This window comes from Pseudomonas sp. SZ40, from assembly GCF_052958135.1.
Map to the genome: position 1 here is coordinate 141,870 of NZ_JBQWIF010000002.1, position 13,159 is coordinate 155,028.

The following is a 13,159-nucleotide window of genomic DNA, read 5'->3' on the forward strand; positions in this document are numbered from 1 at the left end:
CGCTGCACGAATGAAAACGCCGGCACGAGGCCGGCGTTTTCAATGAGCCACTGCTCAGCTGTCGCGATTGCGGGTCAGCAGGGCTGGCTTCTCGCCGCGGGGGCGGGTGCTTTGCAGCTGGTCGAGCTGCTCGGGTGTCGGCAGGCGGTCGCTACGCGAGCTCTTGTGCACGATCACCGGCTGCTTGTCGCGGCTGCTGCGCACGGCAGGCTCCTGACGTGGCAGTTCATCGCGGTTGAGCGACGTGGTGGTATCGCGCTGCTGGCCGCGGCCACGGTTGCCCGCGCCACTGCGACCCTTGCCGGCGCCTTGGCCCTGGCCTTGACCCTGGCGCTTGCCTGCACCAGCACCGCCGCCACCGCTGCGCGGACCTTTGCCCTGGCCACGAGGGCCCTGGCCAACGCCGTTGCTGGCGCTTGGGCCACTACCGGCGGCACCGGGGCGACGACCGCGACCCTGGCCGTTGTTCTGGTTCGGGCTCACGTAGTCGGCACGGTTGCCGAAGTTGTCAATCTCGTCGTCGCGGAACTCGTCGGGCGCACGGTCCGGAGGCAACGCAGGTACTGCTGGCGCTGCGGCGCGGGCCGTACCACGCGGTTGTTGGTCGCGAGCAGGCCTGGCTTTGCTTTGAGTCTTGGCTTTGCCGCCGTCCTTGCCCTTGTCCTTGCGGCCGCCGCCTTCAGGCTTGGCACCGCGCGGTGGGCGTGGCTTCTGAGGTTCGCGCACTTCCGGGCGTTCGGCCTCGACCTTGCTGGCATCGAAGCCCAGTAGATCGCCGTCCGGGATCTTCTGCTTGGTCATCCTTTCGATGCCCTTGAGCAGTTTCTCTTCGTCCGGGGCAACCAGGGAGATCGCTTCACCGCTACGGCCAGCACGGCCAGTACGGCCGATGCGGTGCACGTAATCTTCTTCGACGTTGGGCAGTTCGAAGTTGACTACGTGAGGCAGCTGGTCGATGTCCAGGCCGCGTGCGGCGATGTCGGTGGCGACCAGAATGCGAACCTTGTTCGCCTTGAAGTCGGCCAGGGCCTTGGTGCGGGCGTTCTGGCTCTTGTTGCCATGAATCGCCACGGCAGGCAGGCCGTGCTTGTCCAGGTACTCGGCCAGGCGGTTGGCGCCGTGCTTGGTACGGGTGAACACCAGAACCTGTTCCCAGGCACCAGCGGTGATCAGGTGAGCGAGCAGGGCACGTTTGTGGCTGGCCTGCAGGCGGAATACGCGCTGCTCGATACGCTCGACCGTGGTGTTCGGCGGCGTGACTTCGATACGCTCCGGATTGTGCAGGAGCTTGCCGGCCAGGTCGGTGATGTCTTTCGAGAAGGTCGCCGAGAACAGCAGGTTCTGCCGCTTGGCCGGCAGGCGGGCGAGGACTTTCTTCACGTCGTGAATGAAGCCCATGTCGAGCATGCGGTCGGCTTCGTCCAGCACGAGGATTTCCACGTGGGACAGGTCGACGCTGCCTTGTCCAGCGAGGTCGAGCAGGCGACCCGGGCAGGCGACCAGGACGTCGACGCCCTTGGCCAGTGCCTGTACCTGCGGGTTCATGCCGACACCACCGAAGATGCAGGTGCTGACGAATTTCAGGTCGCGAGCATACAGCTTGAAGCTGTCATGCACCTGAGCGGCCAGTTCGCGGGTGGGCGTGAGCACCAGTACGCGCGGCTGTTTCGGGCCATGGCGCTGTTCGCGATCCGGGTGACCGTTGGGGAACAGTCGCTCGAGGATCGGCAGTGCGAAACCGCCTGTCTTACCTGTACCCGTCTGGGCCGCCACCATCAGGTCGCGACCTTGCAACGCGGCGGGGATGGCCCGCTGTTGCACCGGAGTGGGCTGGGTGTAGCCGGCGGCTTCGACCGCACGGACTAAAGCCTCGGAGAGACCGAGGGAGGCAAAGGACATGTGCAATCCTGTCTGGTGAGGGCGTGGCCCTATAGGTGTAGTGCCTGGCTTGAATCGCACGTGGGGCGCGCAATCCCGTCCGGTACTGCTGGCCTCTGGGGTCAGCATCCGGGCGCAAGCCTGGCGGGAAGGCCCGAGTGTAACAGGATTGCAGAGGATCGGCACAACTTGCCGCCGACCGGGTTGCGCGCGCCTCCGTTGAGATGGCTTTTGGCGCGCGAAACGATGGGGATCAGTCGCCCGCGGCGTCAGCGTCTTCGCGCTTGGCGAGCTTGTGCTGATCCTCGCTGCTACCGAGCTTCCAGTAGCTGGAAATGTACAGGTTCTTGCGGTCGACCTGACGTTCCTCCCTGAAATGCTGGCGCAGGGCCCGCATGCCGCTGAACTCGCAGGCCGCCCAGATGCTTGGTCGGCCTGGCAGCCATGCCAGCTCGCGCACGCGATTGACCAGCAGTTGGCTGTCTTCACCGGGATGCGGGTTGATCAGCCAGTGCAGCTCGACGCCAGCAGGGTGCTGCAGCGGCTGGATATCGCGCTCGTCGATCACTTCGATGATGGCGTGGCCGCGGGCGTCAGTTGGCAGTTGCTCGAGGTTGACGCTGAGTGCCGGCAGTGCGGTCATGTCGCCAATCATCAGAAACCAGTCCGCGCTGTTGTCGACCAGTTTCTTCGGGCCGGGGCCGCCTACGGTGATGCTGTCGCCCGGGCTGGCGTCCTTGGCCCACTGCGAAGCAGGGCCGGCATCATCGTGCAGTACGAAGTCGACGTCGAACTGCTCGGCACGCTGGTGGCGCACGGTGTAGGTACGCATCAGCGTGCCGTCGCTACCGGGGGTGGGGAAGATCAGCTTGATGTAGGCGCTTTCCTGATCGGCTGGAAAGCTGTCGATTTCGTCGCCGCCCAGGGTGATGCGCAGCATGTGCGGCGTGACGGACGTGGATGAAATGACTCGCAGGGTACGGGGAGCAGGGCGTGGCATTGAACTCTCCTGTTGCGACGGTAGAGATCGCCGTCATTCATGTGAGAATTACTATCACTTAATACGGATGGCTGCCAGTGCGAGGCGCTGGCGCTTGCTTCGTCGCCGTCCCCGAGGCGTGGCATCGCCACGGGCGCCGGACCAGGTGGACACGCTTGCGTTGTCCACCCTTACCGTCACATGCCGGCGTCAGCTGACGACCCGATAGCACGGCTCGTAGGCGGTACCACCGGGCAGCTTCATGCGGTGCTGCTCGACGAAGGCCTGCAGCAGGCGATCCAGCGGTTGCATGATGGTCTTGTCACCACGCAACTCATACGGGCCATGCTCTTCGATCAGCTGGATGCCATGGGCCTTGACGTTGCCCGCGACGATGCCGGAGAAGGCACGGCGCAGGTTGGCGGCCAGCTCGTGCACGGGCTGCTCGCGGGTCAGGTTGAGGCTGGCCATGGCTTCGTGGGTCGGCTCGAAGGGATGCTGGAAGCTCTCGTCGATCCTCAGCAGCCAGTTGAAGTGGAATGCGTCGTTGCGTTCGCGGCGGAACTGCTTCACCGCCTTGATGCCTGCCGCCATGTGGCGAGCCACTTCGGCCGGGTCGTTGGGAATCAGCACGTAGCGGTTCTGCGCTTCCACACCCAGGGTTGCACCGATGAATGCGTGCAACTGCTGCAGGTAGGCTTCGGCACTCTTCGGCCCGGTCAGCACGAGCGGGAAGGGCAGCTCGGCGTTGTCCGGGTGCATGAGGATGCCAAGCAGGTAGAGAAATTCTTCTGCCGTGCCCGCGCCGCCCGGGAAGATGATGATGCCGTGGCCGATGCGCACGAAGGCTTCCAGGCGCTTTTCGATATCCGGGAGGATCACCAGCTCGTTGACGATCGGGTTCGGCGCCTCGGCGGCGATGATGCCCGGCTCGGTCAGCCCCAGGTAGCGGGCACCGACGATGCGTTGCTTGGCGTGGGAAATGGTGGCGCCTTTCATCGGCCCCTTCATCACGCCCGGGCCGCACCCAGTGCACACGTCCAGAGCACGCAGCCCGAGTTCGTGGCCGACTTTCTTGGTGTACTTGTACTCCTCGGTGCTGATCGAGTGGCCGCCCCAGCACACCACCATCTTCGGCTCGGCGCCAGCGCGCAGGGTGCGGGCGTTGCGCAGCAGGTGGAAAACGTAGTCGGTCAGGCCGCTGGAGCTGTCCACGTCGACGCGTTTGTTTTCCAGCTCGCTCTGGGTGTAGACGATGTCGCGCAGGGCGCTGAACAGCATCTCGCGGGTGCTGGCGATCATCTCGCCATCGACGAATGCGTCAGCCGGCGCATTGATCAGCTCCAGGCGGATACCGCGATCCTGCTGGTGGATCTTCACTTCGAAGTCCGGGTAGGCCTCGAGAATGGTCTTGGCGTTGTCGCTGTGCGAGCCGGTGTTGAGAATCGCCAGGGCGCATTGGCGGAACAGCGCGTAGACGCTACCGGAACCGGTTTCGCGCAATTGCTGGACTTCACGCTGGGAAAGGGTTTCCAGGCTGCCCTTGGGCGAGACCGAAGCATTGATTTTCTGGCGAGTGAGCATGCAGGCATCCCGTGGTAACGCGACAACTCGAGCCGATCCTGGCTGATCGCGCGATGAAGAATTCAGTCCCGGTGGTCGTGACCCATGATGGGGCGTCCGGGTAATGGCGCTGTACTGTCGGCCAGCGAGGGACTCCGGGTCAACGGGTACCGAGGTGCAGGCTGTTGAAAACGATGGCGTTGCCGCAGTTTCGAGCAGACGGCTGGAGCCTCTTTTATACGCAGCAGGACCGACGCGCAGCAGATCGTGAACAGGTTCTTAGGAAAGACGCGGGCCGCGAAAGTTCTAACATTCGCGGCCCCGGCAATCAGCCTTCAGCCTTGCAGGTTCTTCCACACCGCCAGGCTGGGGGCGGCCTGGTTGAGGGTGTAGAAGTGCAGGCCCGGCGCACCACCCTGGAGCAGGCGCTCGCACATGGCGGTGATCATCTCTTCACCGAAGCGCTGGATGCTCTGGGTGTCGTCACCGTAGGCTTCCAGTTGCTTGCGTACCCAGCGTGGCAGCTCGGCGCCGCAAGCGTCGGAGAAGCGCGCCAGTTTGCTGTAGTTGGTGATCGGCATGATGCCCGGGATCACCGGGATGTCGACGCCCAGCTTGCGTACACGCTCGACGAAGTAGAAGTAGCAGTCGGCGTTGAAGAAGTACTGGGTGATCGCGCTGCTCGCACCGGCCTTGGCCTTGCGCACGAAGTTGGCGATGTCGTCTTCGAAGTTGCGCGCCTGGGGGTGCATCTCCGGGTAGGCCGCCACTTCGATATGGAAGTGATCACCGGTCTGCTGACGGATCAGCTCGACCAGATCATTGGCATGGCGCAGTTCACCGCTGGACATGCCCATGCCCGAAGGCAGGTCGCCACGCAGGGCGACGATGCGGTTGATGCCCTTGCTCTTGTAAACATTGAGCAGCTCGATCAGCTCGGCCTTGCTGTCGCCGACGCAGGACAGGTGCGGTGCGGTGGGCACCTTCACTTCGCCGTCGAGTTGCAACACGGTATTGAGCGTACGGTCACGGGTGGAACCACCGGCGCCGTAGGTGCAGGAGAAGAAGTCCGGGTTGTAGCCGGCCAGCTCGCGTGCGGTGTTGAGCAGCTTTTCATGTCCGGCATCGGTCTTCGTCGGGAAGAACTCGAAGCTGACGTTGGTTTTTTTCTGGATCATGGAGAAGGTTCCCTTCTCAGCGACAAGCCTCGCGCCACACGCTGCAAGTGGAGTCGTCTCCCTCGTGCAGCGTGTGGCGCGTAGCGTGTAGCTGGGGTTAGTAGCGGTAGCTGTCCGGCTTGAACGGGCCTTCGACCGGAACGCCGATGTACTCGGCCTGCTTGGTGGTCAGCTGGGTGACCACGCCGCCGAAGCCTTTCACCATTTCCAGTGCGACTTCTTCGTCCAGTTTCTTCGGCAGCACTTCGACGGTCAGGCGCTCGGCCTTCTTCTCGGCCGACAGGTCGGCGAACTTCTGCTCGAACAGGAAGATCTGGGCGAGAACCTGGTTGGCGAAGGAACCGTCCATGATGCGGCTCGGGTGGCCCGTGGCGTTGCCCAGGTTCACCAGACGGCCTTCGGCCAGCAGGATCAGGTAGTCGTCATTGCGCGGGTCGAACTGGCCAGCGCCGGTGCGGTGGATCTTGTGCACCTGCGGTTTGACCTCTTCCCACGCCCAGTTCTTGCGCATGAAGGCGGTGTCGATCTCGTTGTCGAAGTGGCCGATGTTGCAGACCACAGCGCGGGCTTTCAGCGCCTTGAGCATGCCGGCGTCGCAGACGTTGGCGTTGCCGGTGGTGGTGACGATCAGGTCGATCTTGCCCAGCAGGGCCTTGTCAATGCTGGCGTCGGTGCCGTCATTGCGGCCGTCGATGTACGGCGAAACGAGTTCGTAGCCGTCCATGCAGGCCTGCATGGCGCAGATCGGATCGATCTCGGAAACCTTGACGATCATGCCTTCCTGACGCAGCGAGGCAGCCGAGCCCTTGCCCACGTCGCCGTAGCCGATGACCAGCGCCTGCTTGCCCGACAGCAGGTGGTCGGTGCCGCGCTTGATGGCGTCGTTGAGGCTGTGACGGCAGCCGTACTTGTTGTCGTTCTTGCTCTTGGTGACCGCGTCGTTGACGTTGATCGCCGGGACCTTCAGGGTGCCGGCCTTGAGCATGTCGAGCAGGCGGTGTACGCCGGTGGTGGTTTCTTCGGTGACGCCGTGGACGTTGGTCAGTACCTGCGGGTACTTGTCATGCAGGATCTGGGTCAGGTCGCCGCCGTCGTCGAGCACCATGTTGGCGTCCCATGGCTGGCCGTCCTTGAGGATGGTCTGCTCGATGCACCACTCGTATTCGGCTTCGGTCTCGCCTTTCCAGGCGAATACCGGAATGCCGGCGGCGGCAATGGCTGCAGCGGCCTGATCCTGAGTGGAGAAGATGTTGCACGACGACCAGCGCACTTCGGCGCCCAGCGCGGTCAGCGTCTCGATCAGCACGCCGGTCTGGATGGTCATGTGGATGCAGCCGAGGATCTTCGCGCCTTTCAGCGGTTGTTCGGCAGCGTACTTGCGACGCAGGCCCATCAGTGCCGGCATCTCGGATTCGGCGATGATCAGTTCTTTGCGGCCCCAGTCGGCCAGGGAAATGTCAGCGACCTTGTAGTCGGTAAAAGCAGCGCTCATGCAAAAGCTCTCCAATCGTTGATCTGTGATCAGATAGGTGAAAACCGGTGTGCCGGGCCTGATGGCCATGGCTCGCTACGTTTTCACGCAGTCCGATTGGGCGCCGTTGATGCGTTTGGGTAACGCCCCATCCGAGCCTGACAAGCCTTGGCTTGCTGCAGCGCCCCTCGGACAGGTGGCGGGAACGCTCAGGCAGTGCCGAGCGTGTGAAGCCCGGCGATTATAGCCTTGCCAGCGCGCCAGCCCAAGGTTTTCCGTCGTCCCGAATCGGCCATCGCGGGCATTCGATACCGAGCCTTTATCGATGCCATTGAAAACGTGCCCGCGACAACTGCCGCCTGCCTTTGCGATCATGCAGGGCGAACGATAGCGATGGATAAGGAGTGCAGATGAACTTCCACACACGCAAGTGGGTAAAGCCCGAAGACCTCAACCCCAACGGCACCCTGTTCGGCGGCAGTCTGCTGAAGTGGATCGACGAAGAGGCCGCGATCTACGCCATCATCCAGCTCGGCACTCAGCGCGTGGTGACCAAGCTGATCTCGGAGATCAACTTCGTCGCCTCGGCCCGGCAGAGCGACATCATCGAACTGGGCATCACCGCCAGCGAGTTCGGTCGAACCTCGATCACCATGCGTTGTGAAGTGCGCAACAAGATCACCCGCAAGAGCATCCTGACCATCGACAAGATGGTCTTCGTCAATCTGGACGAGAACGGCCAGCCTGCGCCCCACGGCAAGACCGAAATCACTTACATCAAGGATCAGTTCAAGGACTGAGCCCAGGCCGTGCATGGGGTCCGTAGGCCCCATGCATCCTGGCGACTCAGAATCCCTCGACCCCTGCCAGGCGCAACTGGTCGGCCAGCGCCCGGATGTCCTCATGCTGGAAGAATGTCTGCAGCTGCGCAGCTCGGGCCGGGCCGATCCCTGGTAGTTTCTGCCAGTCGGCGAGGCTGCGTCGCTGTAGCTGCGCCCAGTCATCGGCGGCCAGGCTGTCGGGATGCGCTGGGGGGCCGAGTGCGCGTAACCAGTCCTTGAAGGGGCGTTGCCTGGCCTCGCTGAAGCGGCGGGTCAAGGTGCGGGCGCTCTGCTGAGCGATGCCGGGCACCGCGAGCAGCTGATCTTCGCTGAGTTGCAGCCAATCGAGCAGGCTGTGGATAAGTTCTGCTCGCAGCAACTTCTCCCAGGTGCCAGCGCCGACCCCGGGCAGGTTCAGCGCCTGCTTGCCGCTGAGCCAGGTGAGGCGGGCGTGGAGCTGGCTGTTGCACGTGGCGGATGCTCGCAGGCAGCTCAGTGCGTGATAGGCATCGCCACGCGGCACGTCCAGAGCCGGACGAGGTGCGGTCCGTATCACCACGCTATGCAGTTGTGGGATGGTTTGCCCGGCCAGTTGAATGGCGACCTGATCCCCCGGGCGGATATCCAGTCGCTGCCAGCGCTCCAGCGAACCGACGCTGACCACGCGGATGCTGCGGTCATCGATTTTCACCGGATGCAGGTGCAGCAGTGGCGTGATGCGGCCGCTGCGGCCGACCCTGAATTCGACCTCCCTGACCTGTGCCAGCGTTTCGCTGGCCGGGTATTTCCAGGCCGCAGCCCAGTGCGGCGGTTCGGCTCGCCAGCGTTCGCCGCTCGGGCGCTGACCCTGGCGCAGCACCACGCCATCGGTGGCGAAAGGCAGCGGGTTGCGGTACCAGTGTTCGCGCCATTGGCTGGCTTCGGCGATGCTGCCGATCCGCTGGCTGTACTGGCGGCTATCAGGGAAGCCCAGTCGTTCCAGGCGGTCGAGGCGCCGCTGCATGTCCTGTGGGCCATTGGGCCAGTCCCAGACGAACAGGCCTATCTGCCTCGCCTGGGAAACCTGCAGATCGTGGCGTGCCATCAATCCGGCAACGGTACTGCGTGCCGACGCACCCCCGTGGCTGGCCTGAATGTGCCCCGGACGCTGCAGGTACAGCTCCCCCTGCAGTATGACGTCGGTGTACTCGGTGAGGTGCTCCGGGATCGTGGCGATTCGTCTGGCCCGGGCGGTCCAGTCCTGCCCGGTGCTGCCATCCCCGCGGCTGATAACCTGCTGCAGTCGGCCACCCCTGTAGGCCAGGGTGACCGCGACCCCGTCGACCTTGGGTTGAATCCACAGGTCCTGGCGGGAGTGCATCCAGTGGCTCACTGCGCGCTCGTCCGCCAGCTTGCGCAGGCCGGTCTGAGTGACCGGGTGCTGCACTGGGCCACCTGCACCGTGAAGCGGATCGGCTGCAGGCCTGCCGCTGAGGCAAGCTTGCCAGTGCTCGAGGCGGGCGCGGGCCTGATCGTACAGATCATCGCTGACCAGCGATCGCCCCTGACGGTGATAGGCGTCGTCCCACTCGGCCACCCGGGCGATCAGTTCATCGAGTTGGCGGTTGTGCGCGGTTGTCGGTTCAGGGCAGTCGTCGGCACGGACGACGGTGATCAACAGGACGGAAAAGGTGGCGGCAATCCAGCGTTTCATGGGCGGAGCATCCTTGCTCGGGCGATGATTGTGCAGGCTAGTCACAGAGTCCGCCTGGCGCAAATATCCGTTTTCTCGAGCTGGAATGGGTACTGGGCGACATTTGCGGTAGCCGAGGTTTGTCGCTAGCGACGAGGCGGTGATAAAGTTCCGCGTCTCGCACATCAAATGGATTTGCCCGGCGGCGGGAAAGGTATTGCCGGGCCTCATATCTGAAGGTCTAGGGTCTCATGCGTCTTTCTATCCTGTTCTGCTCCGCTGCACTGGCTCTGGCCAGCTCCTTCGCTCACGCTGCCGAAGACACTCAGCTCAAGTGCCAGCAAAAACTGTCGGCCAACGCCGAGAAGATCGCCCAGGTCAAGCAGTTGGCCGGTTTGCTCGGCAATCAGCAGGCCAACGATGCCATCGCCCAGGTCGAGGGTGGCTGTGACCAGCTCGGTGCCAACGCCGCCACCTCGGGTGAGACGGTCGCGCAAGCCCAGGGTGACAGCAAGGCCGACAACATCGCTGCTGCCGCAGAAACCCTGAAAGGCCTGGGTTCGCTGTTCGGCAAGTGATCGGTCAGCCTGCACCGCAGGAATGAAAAAGCCTCCGTGCGCGTCGAGCTCACGGAGGCTTTTTCGTATCCGCCGCCTGCTGTCAGCTGGCGGTGCACGTCACGATAGGATTGGCCCGTGACTTGCTGGATGAGTGGGGGATAGCACCGGCTGGGCGCGATCAGAGCGATATGTTCAAGAGCGCTGCGCATGGCTCCCCGTGAGCCGATCCGTGCTTTGTGGTTGTTCGAGAAACTGATATTTTCTCGCTCCAATTCGTACGCTAGCCAAGGAGTGGTGAATGGTAACTATGGGGTTCCTCATAGCGTTGGTGGCCTGGATCTGGTCTGTGTCACGTGGTATCCAGGTTTCTTTGCTGTGTGTTGTGCTCAACTTCATGTTTCCGCCTATCTCGCAGGGCATCTTTGCCCTCTACGAGCAGTCCATGCGTCCTCCGCTGGTGATAATGGCTGTTGGCTTGGGGATGATGTATCTCGGGGGCGGTCTGAAAGTGTCCTGAGCGAAGGGGTTGTTCGTCCCGGGCTCTGTTCGGCAATCAAGTACATCGGCAAAGAAAAGCCCCGCACAGCTCACGCTGGCGGGGCTATTTTTTGCGCGGCTGGTCAGAGGCCAGCGGCGGCGCGCAGGTCTGCAGCCTTGTCGGTCTTCTCCCAGGTGAAGCTGGTGAAGCTGTCGTCGCCGACGGTCAGTTGCTGCGGCTCGCGGCCGAAGTGGCCGTAAGCGGCGGTCGGCTGGTACATCGGGTGCAGCAGGTCGAGCATCTTGGTGATGGCGTACGGGCGCAGGTCGAAGACCTCGCGCACCAGCTTGATGATGGTCTCGTCAGCCACTTTGTTGGTGCCGAAGGTGTTGATCGAGATCGAGGTCGGCTGGGCGACGCCGATGGCGTAGGACACCTGAATCTCGCAGCGCTCGGCCAGGCCAGCGGCAACGATGTTCTTGGCGACGTAACGGCCGGCATAGGCAGCGCTGCGGTCGACCTTGGATGGATCCTTGCCGGAAAAGGCACCGCCGCCGTGGCGAGCCATGCCGCCGTAGCTGTCGACGATGATCTTGCGACCGGTCAGGCCGCAGTCGCCCACCGGGCCGCCAATCACGAAGTTGCCGGTCGGGTTGATGTGGTACTGGGTGTCCTTGTGCAGCAGCTCGGCGGGCAGGCTGTGCTTGATCACCAGCTCCATCACCGCTTCACGCAGGTCGCTCAGGCTGACATCCGGGTTGTGCTGGGTGGACAGCACCACGGCGTCGATACCAACCACTTTGCCGTGCTCGTAACGGCAGGTGACCTGGCTCTTGGCGTCCGGGCGCAGCCATGGCAGCAGGCCGGATTTGCGGGCTTCGGCCTGGCGTTCTACCAGCGCGTGAGAGAAGCGGATCGGCGCCGGCATCAGCACGTCGGTTTCGTTGCTGGCATAGCCGAACATCAGGCCCTGGTCGCCGGCACCCTGATCTTCAGGCTTGGCGCGGTCGACACCCTGGTTGATGTCAGGGGACTGCTTGCCAATGATGTTCATCACGCCGCAGGTCGCGCCGTCGAAGCCGACGTCGGAGCTGGTATAGCCGATGTTGCAGATCACGTCGCGAACGATCTGCTCGAGGTCGACCCAGGCGCTGGTGGTGACTTCGCCGGCGATGATCGCCACGCCAGTCTTGACCAGTGTTTCGACGGCCACGCGGGCGTGCTTGTCCTGGGTGATGATGGCGTCGAGGACGGCATCGGAAATCTGGTCGGCGATCTTGTCCGGATGACCTTCGGACACGGACTCGGAGGTAAACAGGGAGTATTCGCTCATCTATCGGTTGTCCTGGCGAGTGAGGGCCTATCGGCCACGTGCGTGAGTGGATGAGTGCGCTGGAAATGCCGCACCTGAATTTGAAATCCATTGCGCAGGCCGACGTACAGGCTTTCGCCCGGGGTCAGGCCGGCGGCGACGGCCCAGTGGGCCAGGTCGTCCTGTTCGAAGCCTAGCCAGAGATCACCGCAAGTGTCCCGGGCCCAGCCCTGATTGTGGCTGCACAGCTCGGTGATCAGCAGGCTGCCGCCGCTGTTGACCTGGCTGGCGAGTTTGCGAAGCGCCTGGGCCGGTGCGGCGAAGTGGTGCAGCACCATGTTCAGGACCACGCAGTCGGCGCTGGGGTAATCGTCGAGCAGGGCGTCGGCCAACTGCAGGCGGACGTTGTCGAGGCCGTCCTGTGCGCAGCGCAGGCGTGCCAGTTCGAGCATGGCCGGGCTGTTGTCCAGCGCGGTGACCTGGCCGAAGCGGCGCGCCAGCTCCGGCAGAAAACCGCCATCGCCGGGGCCGATCTCCAGCGCACGGGCGTTGGCAGCGAAATCCAGCGAGTCGAGCAGTGCCAGCACGCTGTCGCGGTACTGCGGCAGCCCGGCGATGAGGTCCTGCTGGGCCTGGAAGCGCTCGGCGCTGCGGGCGAAGAAGTCCTGGCTGGCGGTGGCGCGTCGCTGATGAACCTGAGCGATGCGCTCGCGCACCTGAACGGGCAGAGTGAGCCGGTCGACTTCCTGAAGCAAGGCGGCGTGCAGCGTGCCGCCGATGGTTTCCGCGTGAGCCAGGGCGCGGCGATAGAAGATCGCGTTGCCTTCCCGGCGGGTGGCGACCAGACCGGCCTGGGCCAGCACCTTGAGGTGATGACTGATGCCCGACTGGCCGATGGCGAAAATCTGCGCCAGTTCCAGCACGCCGAACGAATCGTTGGCCAGTGCGCGCAGCACGTTTAGGCGCAACGGGTCGCCCGCAGCCTTGCACAGGGCGGAAAGAGTGTCGGCAGGCTCGAAATCGAGCTGGGAGGCACGCGAAGTCATAGGCTGCGCAGTCTAGTCGGTGGCTTTTGGTGCGGCAAGGTCAATATCAAAAAGTTTTGATATTGGATTCGATGCAGGCTCTGTTAAAAGGTCATACGCAGGCACTGTCTGGCGCTCAGGGTGGTTTTCTCCAGGAAATCCGCCGGAATCGTTCGCCTAACGACCATCTGTGATTGCCCCGCGGGGTTGGCTGGGCGAAAA

10 protein-coding genes and 1 riboswitch are annotated in these 13,159 nt (G+C 63.5%); of the genes, 2 read left to right on the plus strand and 8 right to left on the minus strand.

Translation table 11 applies throughout. From position 1 onward, the window contains the following. Positions 1 to 54: 54 nt before the first annotated feature. The 5 genes from rhlE2 to ahcY form a co-directional block, all read right to left on the minus strand. Positions 55 to 1,899, minus strand: coding sequence for an RNA helicase RhlE2 (gene rhlE2, locus ACT9T4_RS02590; RefSeq protein ID WP_042552440.1), 1,845 nt, complete (start codon positions 1,897 to 1,899; stop codon positions 55 to 57). 232 nt (positions 1,900 to 2,131) lie between these two features. After that, the gene (locus ACT9T4_RS02595; protein ID WP_042552439.1) at positions 2,132 to 2,878 is read right to left on the minus strand and encodes a siderophore-interacting protein; all 747 of its coding nucleotides are present in this window, start codon (positions 2,876 to 2,878) and stop codon (positions 2,132 to 2,134) included. A gap of 189 nt (positions 2,879 to 3,067) precedes the next feature. Next, on the minus strand, positions 3,068 to 4,441 hold the full coding sequence (gene ppnN, locus ACT9T4_RS02600) for a nucleotide 5'-monophosphate nucleosidase PpnN (protein ID WP_499115382.1): 1,374 nt from the start codon (positions 4,439 to 4,441) through the stop codon (positions 3,068 to 3,070). 314 nt (positions 4,442 to 4,755) lie between these two features. After that, positions 4,756 to 5,598 carry a methylenetetrahydrofolate reductase [NAD(P)H] gene (gene metF / locus ACT9T4_RS02605; protein ID WP_499115384.1) on the minus strand — a complete coding sequence of 281 codons (843 nt, stop codon included), beginning with the start codon at positions 5,596 to 5,598 and terminating at the stop codon, positions 4,756 to 4,758. Positions 5,599 to 5,695: 97 nt separating this feature from the next. Beyond that, entirely contained in the window at positions 5,696 to 7,090 is a 1,395-nt protein-coding gene (ahcY, locus tag ACT9T4_RS02610) for an adenosylhomocysteinase (RefSeq protein ID WP_179539662.1), read from the minus strand. Positions 7,091 to 7,181: 91 nt separating this feature from the next. Next, positions 7,182 to 7,265, minus strand: a riboswitch (S-adenosyl-L-homocysteine riboswitch). Positions 7,266 to 7,479: 214 nt separating this feature from the next. Between ahcY and ACT9T4_RS02615 the strand changes: the two genes are divergently transcribed. Beyond that, the gene (locus tag ACT9T4_RS02615) at positions 7,480 to 7,869 is read left to right on the plus strand and encodes an acyl-CoA thioesterase (RefSeq protein WP_042552436.1); all 390 of its coding nucleotides are present in this window, start codon (positions 7,480 to 7,482) and stop codon (positions 7,867 to 7,869) included. 46 nt (positions 7,870 to 7,915) lie between these two features. Here the strand turns inward: ACT9T4_RS02615 and ligB are convergent, their stop codons facing one another. Continuing rightward, a complete protein-coding gene (gene ligB / locus ACT9T4_RS02620) occupies positions 7,916 to 9,583 on the minus strand; it encodes an NAD-dependent DNA ligase LigB (RefSeq protein WP_499115386.1) in 1,668 nt (555 codons plus the stop codon). A 230-nt stretch (positions 9,584 to 9,813) separates the two neighbouring features. Between ligB and ACT9T4_RS02625 the strand changes: the two genes are divergently transcribed. Further along, positions 9,814 to 10,140 (plus strand): hypothetical protein, encoded by a 327-nt coding sequence (locus ACT9T4_RS02625; protein WP_042552434.1) that lies wholly within the window; start codon positions 9,814 to 9,816, stop codon positions 10,138 to 10,140. Positions 10,141 to 10,742: 602 nt separating this feature from the next. Here ACT9T4_RS02625 and metK read toward each other — a convergent pair. Both metK and ACT9T4_RS02635 read right to left on the minus strand, forming a co-directional pair. Continuing rightward, positions 10,743 to 11,933 carry a methionine adenosyltransferase gene (gene metK / locus ACT9T4_RS02630; RefSeq protein ID WP_042552432.1) on the minus strand — a complete coding sequence of 397 codons (1,191 nt, stop codon included), beginning with the start codon at positions 11,931 to 11,933 and terminating at the stop codon, positions 10,743 to 10,745. Then, the gene (locus tag ACT9T4_RS02635) at positions 11,930 to 12,958 is read right to left on the minus strand and encodes an ArsR/SmtB family transcription factor (protein ID WP_042552431.1); all 1,029 of its coding nucleotides are present in this window, start codon (positions 12,956 to 12,958) and stop codon (positions 11,930 to 11,932) included. Before ACT9T4_RS02635 ends, metK begins: the two co-directional genes overlap by 4 nt. Between the last annotated feature and the right edge of the window lie 201 nt (positions 12,959 to 13,159).